Raw genomic sequence first — 17761 nt, 5'->3', positions numbered from 1 at the left:
ATTTTAATTGGCCATAGGTTCAGCCAATTAGATTACAATTTCATAAATCGGGGAAGGAACAGGTTTTTAAATCAATTTCCTACATTTGTCCTTCATTAGTCAAAACCACACAATTGGAAAAAAGCGCATTTGTTTCTCTTTACGAAAAGGATCCTTTTGTACAGACCATTGCCCAAAACATTCTCCAAGACAAATCCGGCAACCATCAGGTCAAAGGCCTGTCAGGAAGTTTGGACAGTCTGGTTTTTTCAGTCCTATTCAGATCTTTGGGTGGCTGTCACCTCATCATTGCACACGACAAGGAAGAAGCTGCATATATCAATAATGACCTGCAGGAGCTTTTGGGAGAAGGAGAGATTTTCTTTTTTCCTTCCAGTTACAAAAGACCCTACCAATTTGATGAGGTCGAAAATGCCAATGTCCTGCAAAGGGCGGAAATCCTGAATAAACTCCTAACTCAGGAGCAAAAAAATCCCGTCATCGTCACCTACGCAGAGGCATTATACGAGAAAGTCATCAATAAAAGATCTTTGACAGAAAACACTTTCAAAGCTGCCGTTGGCGAAAAGGTGGACCTTGCATTTATTTCAGAACTTCTCAGTACCTATGATTTTGAGAAAACTGACTTTGTGTTTGAGCCCGGTCAGTTTGCCATCCGTGGAGGTATCTTGGATGTGTTTTCTTACGCCCACGACCTTCCCTATCGCCTTGAGCTCTTTGGTAAGGAAATAGAAAGCATCAGGACCTTTGATCCCGAAACTCAGCTTTCCCTAGATAACATTGACCACATCAGCCTGATTCCTAATGTGCAGACCAAGTTGCTGCAGGAACAGAGACAGTCTTTTCTGGAATTTTTACCTCAAGGGGCCTTGCTTTGGTTTAAGGATTACAGGTATACCCTCGATATCATCGAGGATAATTTCCAAAAAGCCAAAAATCAATTTGAACAGATTGTAAGTCGCAGCTCAAACCAGAAGCTGCTTTTGAAGCCCGAGGACTTGTTTGATGGGGAAATGGTATTTGTCCAAAATTTATCCCGTTTTGGGAAAGTAGAATTTGGAAACAAGTTTCACCTTAAAAGCGCTGCTACCGCCAAGTTTGACTCCCAACCTCAGCCGTCCTTCAACAAGAACTTTGACCTCTTGGTCCAGAATTTTGTTGAAAATGAAAAAACCGGAATGCTCAACATTGTCTGTTCCGAAAGTGACAAGCAGATCCAGAGATTGGAGAATATCTTTCATGAGCTCGACCCCACCCTTAAGGTTCAATATTTGAAAATAGGGCTGAGGGAGGGATTTGTCGACAGATCCCTTTCCATTGCCTGCTACACGGACCATCAGATTTTTGAAAGATTCCATAGATACAAGACAAAAGCAAAATCCAGTAAATCCAAAGCCCTTACCCTAAGAGAATTGAGGACTTTGCATCCCGGGGATTTTATTGTTCACATAGATTATGGGGTCGGGAGGTTTGCGGGATTAGAAAAAGTCGATGTCCACGGCAAAGCACAGGAGGCAGTCCGTTTGGTTTTCAGGGATGACGACCTACTGTTTGTCAATATCCATTCGCTCCACAAGATCTCCAAATATTCGGGTCAGGAAGGAACTATGCCCGCCATGTCCAAACTAGGCAGTCCGGAATGGGAAAACAAAAAGCGTAAAGTCAAAGGTAAAGTCAAAGACATCGCAAAGGATTTGATAGCCCTATATGCCAAAAGGAAAGGGGCCAACGGTTTCCGGTTTTCTCCCGATTCGGTCATGCAGGTCGAACTCGAAAGCTCCTTCGTATTTGAAGATACCCCGGATCAGGCATCGGCGACCATCGATGTCAAATCCGATATGGAAAAACCCTATCCGATGGACAGACTCGTCTGTGGCGATGTGGGTTTTGGCAAAACAGAAGTTGCCATCCGTGCAGCATTCAAAGCCTTGAACGACAGAAAGCAGGTAGCCGTGCTCGTTCCTACCACCATTTTGGCCATGCAGCATTTCCACACTTTCAAGGAAAGGTTGGCCAATTTTCCTGTAAAAGTAGAATATATCAACCGATTCAGGTCAGCCAAAGAGATCAAGGACATCATTGCCCAAGTGGCCACGGGTGAAATAGATATCCTGATCGGCACACACAGGATTGTAAACAAAGACATCAAATTCAAGAATCTTGGACTGTTAGTCATAGATGAGGAGCAAAAATTTGGTGTCAAAGTCAAGGACCAACTCAAGGAAATGAAAGTCAACGTCGATGTGTTGACCCTAACGGCCACACCGATTCCAAGGACGCTCCACTTCTCCTTGATGGGTGCGAGGGATTTGTCCGTCATCGCCACGCCACCACCAAACAGACAGCCCGTCACCACCGAAATCCATACTTTCAGGGAAGAAGTTATCCGCGATGCCATTGCATTTGAACTGAAAAGAGGGGGGCAGGTATTTTTTGTCCACAACCGTGTCGGAGAGATTGATTCCATCGCCAACCTGATTTTGAGGTTAGTGCCGGATGCGCGGGTAGCTGCTGCACACGGTCAAATGGACGGCAAAAAGCTCGAGGACATCATGGTGAAATTTATTGAGGGTGAATATGATGTGCTCGTATCGACCAACATCATCGAATCAGGATTGGATATCCCCAATGCCAACACCATCATCATCAACCGTGCCCACATGTTTGGCTTGAGTGACTTGCATCAGATGCGCGGTCGTGTTGGAAGGAGCAATAAAAAAGCGTTTTGTTACCTGTTGACAACACCGACTTCAGGATTGACAGCCGAAGCTAGGAAGAGATTGCAGACTTTAGAGGAATTCTCAGATTTGGGTGACGGCTTCAAAGTCGCGATGCGGGACCTCGATATCCGTGGTGCAGGTAACCTCCTTGGCGCCGAACAAAGCGGCTTCATTACCGATTTGGGATTTGAGATGTACCACAAAATCCTCGATGAGGCGGTACAGGAATTAAAGGAAAATGAATTTGCCTACCTTTTTGAAGTTGACCTGAAGGAAAAGGTCGAGGTCTTGGTGCAGGATTGTGTCATAGAGACGGATTTGGAATTGTTGATTCCGGAATCCTATGTCAGCAATATTTCCGAAAGGCTAAGCCTTTATGCCAAGCTTGATAATATCAAAAAGGAGGAGGAATTACAGACATTTATCCATTCCGTCAGGGACAGGTTTGGGCCGGTTCCTTCTACGGTGGAAGATTTGTTTGAAACAGTCCGCTTAAGGTGGATTGCCGAAAACTTGGGATTTGAAAAACTCGTACTCAAAGCAGAGATTATGAAATGCTACTTCCTTCCCTCCGAAAGAGAAAAGTATTTTAAGTCAGATATATTTGGTAAGATCCTTGCTTACATCCAAAAGCATGGAAAACACTGCAAGATTAGAGAGGCGAAAAACAGGCTTATACTGATCATAAGTGAGGTAAAAAGTATTGAAAAAGCAAAAAAATGGCTTGAAGAGTTGAAAAATGCATAAATTTTGAAAATTTTTAACAAGATGATTTTTGCTTTTCCTGAAAAATAATTTGCATTATTTCTAACAATCTTGCATAAAACCTATTTTACTATCAGGCACTTGTCAAAAAAATTATTGTGATAAAGATATTATTGATTATATATTAGCGTTCTATTTGAGGGTTAAAAACAGTTAAAAATTATGGTTTTTGCGAAAAATAAAGCAGGTTTAATTTTGGCTTCAGCGTTGCTTGTGGCAGGAGCGCTGCTATCATCTTGTAACAAAACACCGGGATACGGTAGAAGAACGGCTGCCAAGCCAGGAAAAGTCAGTCCCACCACAGGTGCGGAATATAGTTTCGATGCCAATGACAGTTCTAATTTTGTCGTCACTAGACTTGCAAAGCAAGAAATAGGTCCCAACTTGAAATTTATCCAAGGCGGTCGGGCTGTTTTGGGTTCTCAAGAGCAGGATGTAATGGCTTTCAGGGATAACGCCGAAAGGACCGTGACCATCGCTTCCTTCTTTATGGACGAAACAGAAATCTCCAATAACGATTACAGAGAGTTTCTTTTTAATATGAAAAAGAAAGTGTCTGCGGACTCCATCAAAAAATTGGAACCTGCTGAAGGTGTTTGGGGTGGTGTTTTGTCCTATAATGACGTTTATGATACCTACTATTTCCGATTTCCTGGTTTCAACTTCTACCCTGTAGCAGGTGTATCTTGGGTTCAGGCCACTACGTATGCCAAGTGGAGGACAGAATTTGTATCCAACTTGGTGAGAGAAAGAAATGAATTGGATAGCTCATTGACAAAAAATCAACTGATTGAAAGAGGAGTGGCTTTTGCAGAGTACAGGTTGCCAAGTGAGGCAGAATGGGAATATGCAGCCAAAGCCATGATCGGTGTTCAGTATATGGACGAAAATCAGGAATTTGGTAGAATCTATCCTTGGGATGGTAGGGGTGTCAGAAACCCATACAATGTCAAAAGACAAGGCAAGCAAGGTGACTTCCTAGCCAACTTCAAGCGTGGAAGAGGTGACTATGCAGGTATTGCAGGTAGCCGAACCAACGACGGAGAAATCATTCCAACCAACGTGTATGATTTCCCACCAAATGATTTTGGATTGTACAACATGGCAGGAAATGTCAATGAGTGGGTTCAGGATGTCTACAGACCGCTTTCTTATCAGGATTTTGATGACCTTAACCCTTTGAGAAAAGACGGTATCTTCGACGAATCTGATACATACAGTACTACTTTGATCGACGACAATTACAGAGTTTATAAAGGAGGTTCTTGGAGAGACATGGCTTATTGGCTTGCACCTGGTACCAGAAGATTTATCCATCAGGACTCTGCTACCAACCATATTGGATTTAGATGCGCCATGATTTCGATAGGTGCAGATGGAAAATAATTTATAGTTTATGTTTCAAAAAACAAAAGAGGTGTCCACAAAGACACCTTTTTTTATGTCCTTTTTTTCCAATATATCTATTTTATTACAAAGACTTATTTCGTAATTCGTAAATCAAAAAGCTTAATTCATTTCCCCCATTCACCCCAATTTCAAACCAATAAGCCCAAAAGCTGTTTTTGATATAATGATTTGCAGTATTTTCAAACCAAAATCTACTTTGATACTATGAAAAGAATATACCGATTTATCCTGGTTTTGACCCTCTGTGGTTTTGGAGAGGTCATTTCCTCCCAAGCACAGAATGCACTTACTTATCAGACTCCACCCAAAGCCATAGCGGACTTGGTCAATGCACCGATTACTCCTCAGGCGAGCTTTAGCAGGTCGGGAGAATTTATGTTGCTCCTCGAACGGGCCGGAAATCCATCCATCGAAGAACTTGCACAATCCGAACTGAGAATCGCAGGCATCCGTATCAATCCCGCCACCAATGGCCCAAGCCGTGGAGGATTTGTGGAAAATGTAAAGTTAAAAAATACCCGGACCGGCGTGGAACAAGATATCAAAGGCCTTCCTGCCAATCCAAAGTTGGGTAATTTCTCCCTTTCCAAGGATGAGAAATTTGTGGCCATGACCCACACCTCCAACACCGGCATCAGCCTTTGGGTAGTGGATTTGACTACTATGGAAGCAAAAAAACTCACAGATGAAATTGTCAACGGTGCCTATGGAAATGCCATCACCTGGACGCCGGATAATAAAATTCTCCTCAAGGCCGTCAATCCAAGCCGAGGAACTATGCCCAAAGCACCTCTTGCCCCTGCCGGACCGATTGTTCAGGAGACTTCCGGCAATGCCGCACCATCCCGAACGTATCAGGATCTTTTGACCAATTCTTATGATGAAGCTTTGTTTGCTTACTTCATGGATTCGCAGTTGATGTTCGTGGACCTAAGCGGAAGCAAACAAGCAGTCGGTGCTGCAGGATTGATTTCTTCCGTGGACCTTTCTCCCGATGGGAGTTTTATCTTGGTAGAGGTTATCAAAAAACCCTTTTCTTACCTCGTTCCTGCTTCCCGTTTTCCCTATGATGTAGAGATTTGGGACAGCAAAGGAAATAAAGTCAAAACCCTGGCCCAAATTCCTTTGGATGAAGTCAGGCCAACAGGCTTTGACGCCACAGTTACCGGACCAAGATCCATCAGTTGGAGAGCGGACAAAGGCGCCTCACTTTATTGGACCGAGGCACAGGACGGCGGTGATCCGAAAGTCAAAATGGAAGAAAGGGAAATCATCTATACTTTGGAAGCTCCCTTTACCGCCACACCGACCAAGTTGGCCGCCATTGGATACAGATTTGGAGGTATTTCATGGTCAGATGACAATTTTGCCCTTTTGAACGAAAGATGGTTTGCCACGAGACAAGAAAGGGTATCTGTCATCAATCCTTCCAAGCCGGGTGAAAAAGGCGCTGTTATCATCGAGCGCAATTCGGATGATATCTACAACGATCCCGGAAACCCTGTTTTGACGACCAATGCCTTTGGAAGAAATGTGATTCTGAGAAAAGGAGACGATGTATTTATGACCTCCGAAGGGGGAAGTCCTGAAGGCAGCATGCCTTACCTGTCGGCATTCAATGTCAAAACCAAAGCAGAAAAAATCCTTTGGAGGAGCCAAGCCCCTTATTATGAAAGAGTAGCCAAAGTCCTGAATGCTGACGCCACAGAATTTATCACCATCAAGGAAAGCACCGATATCCAACCCAATTATTGGTTGGTGAATACAAAGAAGCGCATCGCTCCGATGCAGATTACCGACTTTGCCCATCCTTATGAATCCATCAAGGGCATCAATAAGCAGCTCGTCACCTACAAAAGAAACGACGGACTCAACTTGTCTGCCGTGGTCTATACCCCTGAAGGCTACGACCCTGCCAAAGACGGTAGATTGCCGGTACTGATGTGGGCATATCCAAGGGAATACAAATCTGCAGCCACCGCTGCGCAGGTACGTGGTTCAAAATACCAGTTTACCCGATTGTCTTGGGGTTCGCCGATCTATTGGGTGACGCAGGGATATGCCATTATGGACCAAACAGAAATGCCGATTGTCGGGGAAGGGGACGATGAACCAAATGATACTTTTGTGGTGCAGCTTGTGGCCAATGCGGAAGCGGCGATAGATTACATCGTAGGTCAGGGAATCGGAGACCGCGAAAAAATCGCCGTAGGAGGGCATTCTTATGGGGCTTTCATGACGGCCAACTTACTTTCCCACTCCAACTTATTTGCAGCAGGTATCGCACGAAGCGGAGCATATAACAGGACATTGACTCCTTTTGGATTCCAATATGAGCAACGCAGCTATTGGGAAGCGCCCGATGTGTACAATGTGATGTCGCCATTTATGAATGCGGATAAGGTAAAAACTCCGATTCTCTTAATCCACGGAGAAGCGGACAACAATTCCGGTACTTTCCCAATCCAGTCCGAACGGTATTACAATGCGCTCAAAGGTCACGGTGCGACGACTAGGTTGGTACTACTTCCACATGAAAGCCATGGCTATGCGGGCAAAGAATCTGTTTTGCATACCCTTTGGGAAATGAACACTTGGCTCGAAAAGTATGTCAAATAACCACCTTTGAGGTCTCTTTTTGACCTCGAAGGTTTCCTTCCTAAATGAAGCAAGAGACGAGAGGCAAGAGCCAACAAGCGAGAAACGAGAAGCAAGAAACGAAAATCAGCCTCCGAAAGGAGGCTTTTTTTATCTCTGTGAATTCATCTTTACCACAGATTGACACAGATTTTCACAGATGGTATTCTATAAACGTCATTCTGAACCGGAGCTTGCGGAGGTGAAGAATCTCATTTATTATTGGTATTTTTCTTTGCGTCTTCGCGCCTTCTTGGGAGACATTCTCTTTTTTTCTGCGTCAATCTTCGATATCAGCAGGAAAAACTCCTTACCACAGATGCACACAGATTTTCACAGATGGTATTCTATAAACGTCATTCTGAACCGGAGCTTGCGGAGGTGAAGAATCTCATATTTTAATGGTATTTTTCTTTGCGCCTTCGCGGGAGATTATTTACCGCAATGATCACAATGGTTTCGCTAAGAACGCAAGGTGTCTCTCTAAAGGCTTTTACTTTTTCTTTGTGTTTTTGTGCCTTTGTGTGACACATCATTATTGTTTTTCTCCGTGCCCTCCGCGTCCTCCGAGTTAAAATTTTTTCTTTGTGTCTTCGCACCTTCGCGGGAGACATTCTCTTTTTTTCTGCGTCAATCTTCGATATCAGCAGGAAAAACTCCTTACCACAGATGCACACAGATTTTCACAGATGGTATTCTATAAACGTCATTCTGAACCGGAGCTTGCGGAGGTGAAGAATCTCATATTTTAATGGTATTTTTCTTTGCGCCTTCGCGGGAGATTATTTACCGCAATGATCACAATGGTTTCGCTAAGAACGCAAGGTGTCTCTCTAAAGGCTTTTACTTTTTCTTTGTGTTTTTGTGCCTTTGTGTGACACATCATTATTGTTTTTCTCCGTGCCCTCCGCGTCCTCCGAGTTAAAATTTTTTCTTTGTGTCTTCGCACCTTCGCGGGAGACATTCTCTTTTTTTCTGCGTCAATCTGCGATATCTGCAGGAAAACATCCTTACCACAGATGCACACAGATTTTCACAGATGGTTTTCTAAATACGTCATTCTGAACCGGAGCTTGCGGAGGTGAAGAATCTCATTTATTATTGGTATTTTTCTTTGTGTCTTCGCGCCTTCGCGGGACGCATTCTCTTTTTTTCTGCGTCAATCTGCGATATCTGCGGGAAAAACTCCTTACCACAGATTCACACAGATTTTCACAGATGGTATTCTATAAACGTCATTCTGAACCGGAGCTTGCGGAGGTGAAGAATCTCATTTATTATTGGTATTTTTCTTTGTGTCTTCGCGCCTTCGCGGGACGCATTCTCTTTTTTTCTGCGTCAATCTGCGATATCTGCGGGAAAAACTCCTTACCACAGATTCACACAGATTTTCACAGATGGTATTCTATAAACGTCATTCTGAACCGGAGCTTGCGGAGGTGAAGAATCTCATTTATTATTGGTATTTTTCTTTGTGTCTTCGCGCCTTCGCGGGAGATTATTTACCACAATGATTACAATGGTTTCGCTAAGAACGCAAGGTGTCTCTCTAAAGGCTTTTACTTTTTCTTTGTGCTTTTGTGCCTTTGCGGGAAATTTTTTCTTCTCTCTTTTTTTACGTCCCTGTGTCTTTGCGTGAAAATAAATTCCTCCGTGCCTTAGTGTCTTTGTGGGAAAAGAATCACTTCAACCCCATCTTCAACACATAGTAATCCGCCGTGATATACAATGTCCTTTCATCCGTCGAAAAAGCACAATTAGACGTGGCCTCCCCGGTATAGATACGTGCCACAACCTTTCCGCTAGGATTGAATACCCAAATTCCTCCCAGTCCGGTCGCAAACAAATACCCCGAACTATGCATCTTCATCCCATCAGGAAGTCCCTGCTGCCCTTCCTTTCCGACCAAGTCTGTGCTGTCAAAAAACAACTGCCTGTTTTCCACCACACCCGGGGACACAATGTCATATTGAAACCAAACCGCCTGTTTTGGATCAGAATTGGCCACAATTAGTTTTGTTTGGTCAGGGCTGAAGGTGATGCCATTTGGACGGGAAATCATATCCACAAGCAGGAGTTCTCCATCTGTCTTCAGGCATAAGATTCCCTGAAAATCAAGTTCCTTAGCCGGATCGTCCACATTGAACTCCAAGCCATAAGGTGGGTCAGTGAAGTATAAATTTCCTGCGTTGTCATAAATCGCATCATTCGGGCTGTTGAGCCGCTTGCCCTGATAGTTATCCACAATGCTTACAAAATCTGCCTTGGGCTGATCCAAAGGCGCATTCATCTTTGCCATCCTTCGGTCTCCATGTTGGCAAAGCACCAAATTCCCCTGAGGATCCAAGATCAAGGCATTGGAACCTGTTTCTCCGCCACGGGCAGCATCACCGGTATAACCTGAAGGTTTGAGGTAAAGGCTTGTTTCACCTTTTGCATCAATCTGAAAAATCGAGTTGTTTGGAATATCTGAAAATAATAGCTTCTGCTCTTTTTCAAGCCATAAGGGTCCCTCCGTCCACTCAAAACCCTCGGCGATCACCTCCAACATGGCCTCAGGGTCTATCAGACTCAATGCTGCGTCATCCAGGATTTCTATCGAACTGTTTGCTTTCATGGTGTTTTTGGATTGGGTACAGGAAATGGCTATCAGGAGAAATAACGAAAATACGATGGAATCCTTCATGGTCTTAGGGATGGATATATATACAAACTTCAATTTCGGATTTTTCCCTTGGAATCTGACTATCAAAGCCTCAAATTTTGATTTGGATCAATAAGAAAAATAGTTTGGGAAAGAAGTTATTTTAATTATCTTAATAGTCGTTACATACCTAATCTGAAAAAGCTGCTGAAGCCTTTTCACTACCCAAATAGAATAATGGAACTGAAAAAAGAACTGATACATCAAATTCAAAGTATCATTGCCTCAGCAAGGGAACGGGCCATTCGCTCAGTGGACAGCGAACGTGTACTGATGTATTGGCAAATCGGGAAGGTTATTTTTGAAGAGGAGCAAGAAGGAAAAGATAGAGCTGGCTATGGCAATTTTCTGATTAAATCATTGTCTGAAACATTACAGCCCCAATTTGGTACTGGCTTTTCATATCGTCAGTTAAATTGGTACCGTCAGTTTTATCGCACATTTCCAATTGTGTCCGCACTGCGGACACAATTGAGCTGGACACATTACAAGACATTAATAAGTTTTGAAAATCACGACAAAAGGGAATTCTACATTGCGGAGGCAACAAAAAACAATTGGACTGCAAGACAACTGGAAAGGCAGATCAACAGCCAATTGTTTGAAAGATTGCTACTCAGCAATGATGTACAAGCTGTCTTGGCCGTGGCAAGAGAGGAAAAACTACCAAGCGATGCTAGAGAGATCATCAAAGACCCGATGGTGTTGGAATTTTTGGGTTTAAGACGGGAAGCTGCCTATTACGAAAAAGATTTAGAAGGCGCTATCATTACCCATTTGCAGGATTTTCTGTTGGAAATAGGCAATGGCTTTTCGTTTGTGGCAAGGCAGAAACGCATTCACATTGAAGGAGATGAATTTTCTATCGACTTGGTATTTTACAATAGGCTCTTGCAATGTTTCGTACTGTTTGAAATAAAAACCGCCAAACTTACCCATCAGGATATCGGTCAGTTGCAGATGTATGTTAACTTCTATGACCGTTTCGAAAAACAGGACTTTGAAAATCCCACAATCGGCATCTTGCTTTGCGCCGATAAAAATGATGCAGTGGTCAAAATCACCCTACCCGAAACCAACAAATCCATCGTCGCCAGCAAATACCAATTGTACCTTCCTACAGAGCAGCAGCTCATCGCCGAAGTTCAGAAAGAGATTGACCGGATGGATCAAAAAGTAATGGAATAATTCCATGCAAAGCTTTCAAAAGAAGCCGTTTAGCTATTTTCCATAGAGTTAATTTTAGGGCAAATAGGAGCTTTTGAGCCGGAATTGATTAATACTTATTTTCTAGAGTTTCTTTAATTGTTTATACTGTGAACTTCAACATTTACCTTTTGTACTTGGTACAATAGGTTTAGCTCAATTAATGGAAAACAGGGAGAATTTAATTTACTATCTTTCTAACTGAAACTGTATTTAATTCAAGCGTTGCCATCTGTGCATAATATCCTCTTCTTAGATACTGAAATTGATCCCAAAAGCCATAAAATCCTTGATCTTGGTGGAATTAATAACAATGGCAGTACTTTTCATTCAAACCGAATTGCAGAATTTATATCCTTCATAGGCAACACCAAGTTTCTTTGCGGTCACAACCTTTTGAATCATGACCTTAACTTCTTATTAAATGCCTTTCAAGAATCCGGTTTAAACGATCTGAAATTCATCGATACCCTATTTCTTTCACCTTTACTTTTTCCAAAACACCCCTATCATCATCTAGTCAAAGACGACAAACTCCAGACCGACAGCCTCAATAATCCCCTCTTTGATGCGGTCAAGGCCAAAGACTTGTTTTTTGACGAAGTCAGTGCATTTCTTGCTTTGGATTTTGAATTCCAGCTAATTTTATTTTCTCTGCTTCATAAAACAGTCGAATTTAAAGGTTTCTTCGATTTTATCGGTTTCGAAAAACTTTCTGTAAACCTTGCCCAAAAAATCCGTGAAAAATTTGAAGGCCAAATTTGTACCAATGCAAACTTGGAAAAAATGCTCGAGAATCATAGAATTCCCTTGGCCTTTGCGCTTTCTCTGATTCATGCCGGGGACCAAAGCAGTGTTCCGCCCGCATGGGTACTGCAGCAATTTCCCAAGACTGACCGTATCTTAACCTTGCTTCGGGGAAGACCCTGTTTGCCGGGATGTACTTTTTGTATTGAAAAACACAACATCCACAAAGGCTTGGAGGAAATTTTTGGATTTGGCAGGTTCCGTTCCTACGGAGGTGAAGCTTTGCAGGAACAGGCTGTACAGGCCGCTGTGGATGGCAAGTCTTTGCTTGCGATCTTTCCTACGGGAGGAGGTAAATCTATTACTTTCCAATTGCCGGCGCTGATGGCAGGAAGAAATGAAATGGCCCTCACCGTGGTCATTTCCCCATTGCAGTCTTTGATGAAAGATCAGGTGGATAACCTCGAAAACCAAGGCATCACCGCCGCTGTCACCATCAACGGACTTTTGGATCCCATAGAGAGAGCCAAATCCTTTGAGCGTGTAGAGGACGGATCCGCTTCCCTACTGTATATTTCACCTGAATCCCTGCGTTCCAAATCAATAGAACGGCTATTGTTGGGTAGGAAAATCAACCGTTTTGTCATTGATGAAGCCCACTGTTTTTCCTCTTGGGGACAAGATTTTAGGATAGATTACCTCTATATAGCAGATTTTATCAAAGCCCTAGAGCATAAGAAAAGGTTGCAGGAACCCATTCCTGTTTCCTGTTTTACGGCGACTGCAAAACAAAAAGTCATTGAGGACATCAGAACCTATTTTAAAGATAAGCTTTCCCTCCATCTTGAAATATTCCGCTCGACTGTGGCCCGTACCAACTTGAATTTTGAAGTGGTCGAAAAAAACAGGGAAGATGAAAAGTATGTTGCGCTGCGGGATTTATTAGAGGCAAAACAATGTCCAAGTATCATGTATGTATCGCGGACAAGAAAAGCCGATCTCTTGGCAGAAAAACTCAAGATAGATGGGTATCATGCGAGGGCTTTCCATGGCAAAATGGAAAAAGCCGATAAAACCGCTAATCAAAATGCTTTTATTGCAGGAGAAGTGGATATCATGGTCGCCACCTCAGCATTCGGCATGGGAGTGGACAAAAAAGATGTTGGTCTGGTGGTTCACTATGAAATCTCTGACTCCCTGGAAAATTATGTGCAGGAAGCCGGTCGGGCCGGTCGCGATGAGAATATTGAAGCCGACTGTTTTGTGCTTTTCGCTGAGGAGGATTTGAGCAAACATTTCATCCTTCTCAATCAGACTAAACTTACCCTCAAAGAAATCCAACAGATTTGGAAAGCCGTCAAAGAACTCACACGGTACCGCAAGCAGGTATCCAATTCCGCTTTGGAAATCGCACGAAAGGCAGGATGGGATGATTCTATCCGTGATATCGAAACAAGGGTGACCACCGCCATAGCAGCACTGGAGGATGCCGGTTACCTCAAAAGGGGACAGAACATGCCCAAGATTTTTGCGAGTAGCATCCAAACGAAAACCGCACAGGAGGCAATTTCAAAAATAGAATCTTCACCAAACTTTAATGTTAAGCAAAAAGAAAAAGCCGTCAGGATCATCAAAAAACTGTTTTCCTCCAAAAGCAGACAAAAAAATCAAGAAGATGGAGCAGAGGCAAGGGTCGACTACATCGCCGATCATCTCGGCATAGTCAAAGAAGACGTCATCGAAATCATCCAATTGCTCAGGCAAGAAAAAATATTGGCAGATGCCAAGGACCTGAAGGCTTTTGTCCGGAAATCTGAAAATGTCAACCGCTCGCTTGATATCGTGGATGCTTTCGGTTTATTGGAAAATTTTCTCCTTCCCCAGATTTCCCAAAGTACAGCCACCTACAACCTAAAAGCCTTGAATGAAGCCGCAGAGGCGGAAGGTTTGACAAGTGTCAATCCGATAAGGATACGGGCAGTTATCAACTATTGGAGCATCAAGAACTGGGTCAGCAAAAGAATTTCCAAAACATCCAAAAACCATGTGGAATTGAAGCTAAACCTTCCATTAGAGGATCTGAAGAGTCAATTCCGCAAAAGACATGAATTATCTAAGTTTATTATCCAAGAGCTTTTCAGCAATGCTGAATCTGCGGAGATTGACCTGCCTCTTTTCTCGGGGGAAGCTCCGGTTGATTTTTCTGTTCAGGAACTCAAAGATCGTTTTGAAACTACTTCAGGACTCTTTGTCCGCACCTGTACCACAGCCGAAGTAGAGGATGCGCTTTTTTACCTTTCCCGAATAGAAGCCCTGAAAATCGAAGGCGGATTTTTGGTATTGTACAATAGGCTCCACATAGAAAGGACAATCGAAGACAACAAGACCCGCTACAAGCAGGAGGATTATCAAAAATTGGACAGGTTTTATCAAAACAAAATCCAGCAGATTCACATCGTGGGTGAATATGCCAAAAAAATGATCTCCGATTACCATGAAGCCCTACAGTTTGTGGAGGATTATTTTCAGATGAATTATACTGTTTTTCTCAACAAATACTTCAAGGGAGTCAGGCAAAAGGAGATCAGTCAAAACATCACTCCAGCCAAATTCCAAAAGCTTTTTGGTGAGCTTTCTCCTTCACAGTTGAAAATCATCAATGACAGAGAATCAAAATACATCGTGGTCGCCGCCGGCCCCGGAAGCGGCAAAACCCGGATTTTGGTCCACAAATTGGCCGCCCTGCTGCTGATGGAGGATGTCAAGCAAGAGCAGTTGCTCATGTTGACCTTTTCGCGGGTAGCCGCTACGGAATTCAAAAAACGGCTGATGGACCTGATTGGCAATGCGGCACTTTACCTGGATATCAAGACCTTTCATTCTTATAGTTTTGACCTGCTGGGAAAAATGGGCACTTTAGAAAAATCCGGAGACATCATTGCACAGGCAACTTCACTTATCAGAGAAAACAAAGCCGAGGTAAAAGAAATCACAAAGCTGGTGCTTGTCATCGACGAGGCCCAGGACATGAGTAAGGAAGAATATGCTTTGGTGGAAGCCCTGATGACCCAAAATGAGGAAATGCGGGTAATAGCCGTAGGAGATGATGACCAGAATATCTACGGCTTCCGTGGGTCCAGCGCTGAATACCTTGAAAAATTCATCCTTGAAAAAAATGCTGTAAAATATGAATTGGTGGAAAATTACCGCAGCAAATCCAATCTTGTGAATTTTGCCAATCAATGGCTGGAGACCATTCCTAACCGGATGAAGCAAACACCCATTATGGCCAAGGATGCTAGCCTAGGTAAATTATTCCTTACCGGTCATAGTGGACATCAATTTATCCAACCTTTGGTAGAAAGGATCACGAAAACCGACCTTTCAGGGACCGTGGCTGTATTGACCAAAACAAATGAAGAAGCACTCAAAGTAGCCGGCTTGCTGCGGCATCACCGCCTGCCCGTCAGGTTGATCCAAAGTAACGATGGCTTCAATTTATTGCAGTTGTTTGAGATCCGGTATTTCATCCAACAACTCAGGTTGCCGGAAGGAGTCTTTTCAATCCTGCCCCAAGTCTGGGAAAATGCCAAAATGCAGTTGCAGGAAAGATTTGGCAAAAGCAGCAAACTGGATCTGGTCTTGCATTTGCTTTCTGAATTTGAAAGTATCTACCCTAAAACACGGTTTTTCAGTGATTTTCAATCTTTTGTGGGCGAATCCAAAATGGAGGATTTTTACAGCGCCTTTTCTACAAACATCCTCGTTTCCACTATCCACAAAGCAAAGGGCAAGGAGTTTGACCAGGTCTTTCTGCTCCACCAACAGGGACAGCCGAGGGATGCCTCCGAAAAACGCTTGCTGTACGTGGGCATGACCAGGGCCAAAAGCCTTTTGTCCGTCCATTACCAAGGGAATTATCTGGCTAATTTTCCTATCGCTCAAGGAGATTATAAACAAGACGAGAATACTTATGCTGACCCGGATATATTGGTCCTACATCTTAGCCATAATGATGTTTGGCTCAATTATTTTTTTGGTAAACAGCGGCAAATACAGGCCCTTCGTCCCGGGGAAAAGCTCGAAATCAATGGACATCAATGCTTCAATTCCAAGGGAGAATCTGTCCTCCGCTTTTCCAATGCTTTCAAAAAAACCCTTGAATCTTTTGAAGCAAGAGGTTACACCCTTCAGAAAGTCTACGTCAATTGGATTGTATTTTGGAAAGACCCTGAGTTGGACAAGGAAGCATTGATCGTTTTGCCGGAGCTTGTATTGGGGAAGCAGAATCTTGAAGGTTGATTTAGATTGGGGACTTTGGGTTACAAAGACATAATGATTTTTCAAGATGTATCAAAAAATCTATACCTTATTTACAAATTGTAATTTACAAATTGTAATTTACAATTTGTAAATCAATAAAGTTTCCCACCATGGATCCAATCAGTCCATTTCCAACCACCGGCTATTATGGCCCAAAGTATTTTTGCGATAGAGAAGAAGAGACTGAAAAGATCCTATCGATGTTGTCAGGAGGTGAATCCTGCCTTCTACTCGGAATCAGGAGATTGGGTAAAACGGCCCTGATTCGCCATGTGATGGGTAAATTGCCCAAGGGATGGAATGGGATATATTTGGATGTTTTACACACTGAAAACGAGAAGGACTTTTTGAATTCCCTTGCCTCAGGACTTTTGCAATCCATTCCCGAGAAGAGCCCCATAGGCAGAAAAGTTTGGGATTTTATCAAATCGCTCAGGCCAACGCTCAGTTTTGATGCCCTTTCAGGAATTCCGCAAGTTGGGCTCGATGTAAAGGATTCTCCCAGACAGGTGAGGGATATTTTTGAGTTTTTGGCGCAGCAAGACGCTCCGATACTAGTCGCTGTTGATGAATTTCAACAAATCGGAAATTACCCTGAACAAAATACAGACGCATGGCTTAGAGGATTGATTCAGTCACTCCCCAACGTCAGGTTTATTTTTGCGGGAAGTCAGCAGCATATACTCAGCAGCATGTTTAGTGACCCTGGGAGGCCCTTTTTTAAAAGTGCAAGCCCTTTGAAAATTGAGAAAATCGATCAAAAAACATATTCCGATTTTATTGAGGCCAAGTTTATGGAGGAGGGAAGACATATTTCTGCTGTGGTTATCGGGCAAATGTTAGATTGGACCATGTGCCACACGTATTATGTTCAGCTACTCTGCAACAGGGTATTTCTTACAGGAGAAAAAAAGATAGACGAGTCGACTTGGCATCAGGAAGCTTCAAGAATTCTCCAAGAACAGGAGCCTTTCTTTTTCCATTACAGGAGTCTTTTGACCCTTCAGCAATGGAAGCTGCTTAAAGCCATCGCCAAAGAAAAAGAAGTGATGGAACCGTCCTCCAAAGCATTTGTATCAGGCAACCTATTGGGAAGCCCGGCAACAGTGCTGAGGTCTTTGGAAGCTTTGAAGGGAAAGGAATTGGTTTACAAAGAATACAGAAGTGATGGAAAGGAATTTCATGCGGTGTATGATGTCCTTTTTCAAAGATGGATGGACCGACAGAGTTAATGAAATGACCAGGTCTA

The 17761-nt window shown here is 43.2% G+C and carries 7 protein-coding genes; 6 read left to right on the top strand and 1 reads right to left on the bottom strand.

Annotated features, from left to right (window positions below; translation table 11 throughout):
* Positions 1-113: 113 nt before the first annotated feature.
* From mfd to MMU07_RS06040, 3 genes are all read left to right on the top strand, one after another.
* Positions 114-3467 (top strand): transcription-repair coupling factor, encoded by a 3354-nt coding sequence (gene mfd, locus MMU07_RS06050; RefSeq protein ID WP_241124947.1) that lies wholly within the window; start codon positions 114-116, stop codon positions 3465-3467.
* Between the two features lie 180 nt (positions 3468-3647).
* The gene (gene gldJ / locus MMU07_RS06045; protein ID WP_241124946.1) at positions 3648-4871 is read left to right on the top strand and encodes a gliding motility lipoprotein GldJ; all 1224 of its coding nucleotides are present in this window, start codon (positions 3648-3650) and stop codon (positions 4869-4871) included.
* Between the two features lie 228 nt (positions 4872-5099).
* Positions 5100-7514, top strand: coding sequence for an alpha/beta hydrolase family protein (locus MMU07_RS06040; protein WP_241124945.1), 2415 nt, complete (start codon positions 5100-5102; stop codon positions 7512-7514).
* A 1699-nt stretch (positions 7515-9213) separates the two neighbouring features.
* On the opposite strand, the gene MMU07_RS06035 is transcribed toward MMU07_RS06040, so the two are convergent.
* Positions 9214-10218 carry an SMP-30/gluconolactonase/LRE family protein gene (locus MMU07_RS06035; protein ID WP_241124944.1) on the bottom strand — a complete coding sequence of 335 codons (1005 nt, stop codon included), beginning with the start codon at positions 10216-10218 and terminating at the stop codon, positions 9214-9216.
* 195 nt (positions 10219-10413) lie between these two features.
* Here MMU07_RS06035 and MMU07_RS06030 point away from each other — a divergent pair, with 195 nt between their 5' ends.
* The 3 genes from MMU07_RS06030 to MMU07_RS06020 all read left to right on the top strand — a co-directional run bounded on the left by MMU07_RS06030 (position 10414) and on the right by MMU07_RS06020 (position 17744).
* Entirely contained in the window at positions 10414-11424 is a 1011-nt protein-coding gene (locus MMU07_RS06030) for a PDDEXK nuclease domain-containing protein (RefSeq protein WP_241124943.1), read from the top strand.
* A 252-nt stretch (positions 11425-11676) separates the two neighbouring features.
* Entirely contained in the window at positions 11677-16491 is a 4815-nt protein-coding gene (locus tag MMU07_RS06025; RefSeq protein WP_241124942.1) for a RecQ family ATP-dependent DNA helicase, read from the top strand.
* A gap of 131 nt (positions 16492-16622) precedes the next feature.
* Positions 16623-17744, top strand: coding sequence for an AAA family ATPase (locus tag MMU07_RS06020; RefSeq protein WP_241124941.1), 1122 nt, complete (start codon positions 16623-16625; stop codon positions 17742-17744).
* Positions 17745-17761: the final 17 nt, after the last annotated feature.

The organism is Cognataquiflexum nitidum (genome assembly GCF_022538055.1).
GTDB lineage: Bacteria > Bacteroidota > Bacteroidia > Cytophagales > Cyclobacteriaceae > Cognataquiflexum > Cognataquiflexum nitidum.
This window is presented reverse-complemented; position numbering and strand designations above follow the sequence as displayed.

What these genes read in the sequence shown, in the direction of transcription:
- gldJ (WP_241124946.1), top strand. Translation starts at nt 3,648, where the DNA reads ATGGTTTTTGCGAAAAATAAAGCAGGTTTAATTTTGGCTTCAGCGTTG.
- MMU07_RS06040 (WP_241124945.1), top strand. Translation starts at nt 5,100, where the DNA reads ATGAAAAGAATATACCGATTTATCCTGGTTTTGACCCTCTGTGGTTTT.
- MMU07_RS06035 (WP_241124944.1), bottom strand. Translation starts at nt 10,218, where the DNA reads ATGAAGGATTCCATCGTATTTTCGTTATTTCTCCTGATAGCCATTTCC.
- MMU07_RS06030 (WP_241124943.1), top strand. Translation starts at nt 10,414, where the DNA reads ATGGAACTGAAAAAAGAACTGATACATCAAATTCAAAGTATCATTGCC.
- MMU07_RS06020 (WP_241124941.1), top strand. Translation starts at nt 16,623, where the DNA reads ATGGATCCAATCAGTCCATTTCCAACCACCGGCTATTATGGCCCAAAG.